Below are 438 nucleotides of genomic sequence, written 5' to 3'. Positions count from 1 at the left end.
GTGCAGGGCGCCGACGCGGCGCGCGAGCAGGCCGTCGCGCGCTACCGCCAGACGGTGCTGGACGCCTTCGCCGACGTCGAGGACCAGTTGAACGCCACGCGCGTGCTGGCGCAGCAGCAGGACCTGCAGCGCCAGGCATCGGAAGCGGCGGACAAGGTCGAGGAGCAGGTGCTGAACCGCTACAAGGCCGGCCAGGTGAGTTATTCGGAAGTGGTGCAGGCCCAGGTGACGGCGCTGAACGCGCGCCGCGCGCTCGTGCAGACGCAGGGCAACCGGCAGACGACGGCCGTGGCGCTGATCCAGTCGCTGGGCGGCGGCTGGCACGCGGACCAGCTCACCGCGCAGGAGTAACACCATGCCTGCATGGAGCGCGCTGTACCTGGCGGGCGACGTGGCGCTGTCGGCCTGGATGCTGCGCCACGACTTCCGCCGCCGCGG

General features: G+C 71.9%; 1 protein-coding gene. It reads left to right on the top strand.

The window, feature by feature from the left end; translation table 11 throughout:
- On the top strand, window positions 1-351 hold a 351-nt coding region (locus ACEN88_RS34300; protein ID WP_413346858.1), incomplete at its 5' end, for a TolC family protein.
- Window positions 352-438: the final 87 nt, after the last annotated feature.

Origin of the sequence: Massilia sp. CT11-108, from assembly GCF_047302915.1 — a bacterium.
GTDB lineage: Bacteria > Pseudomonadota > Gammaproteobacteria > Burkholderiales > Burkholderiaceae_D > Telluria > Telluria orientalis.
Note: the sequence above shows the minus strand (reverse complement) of the source record. Positions and strands in the feature narration are given on the sequence as shown.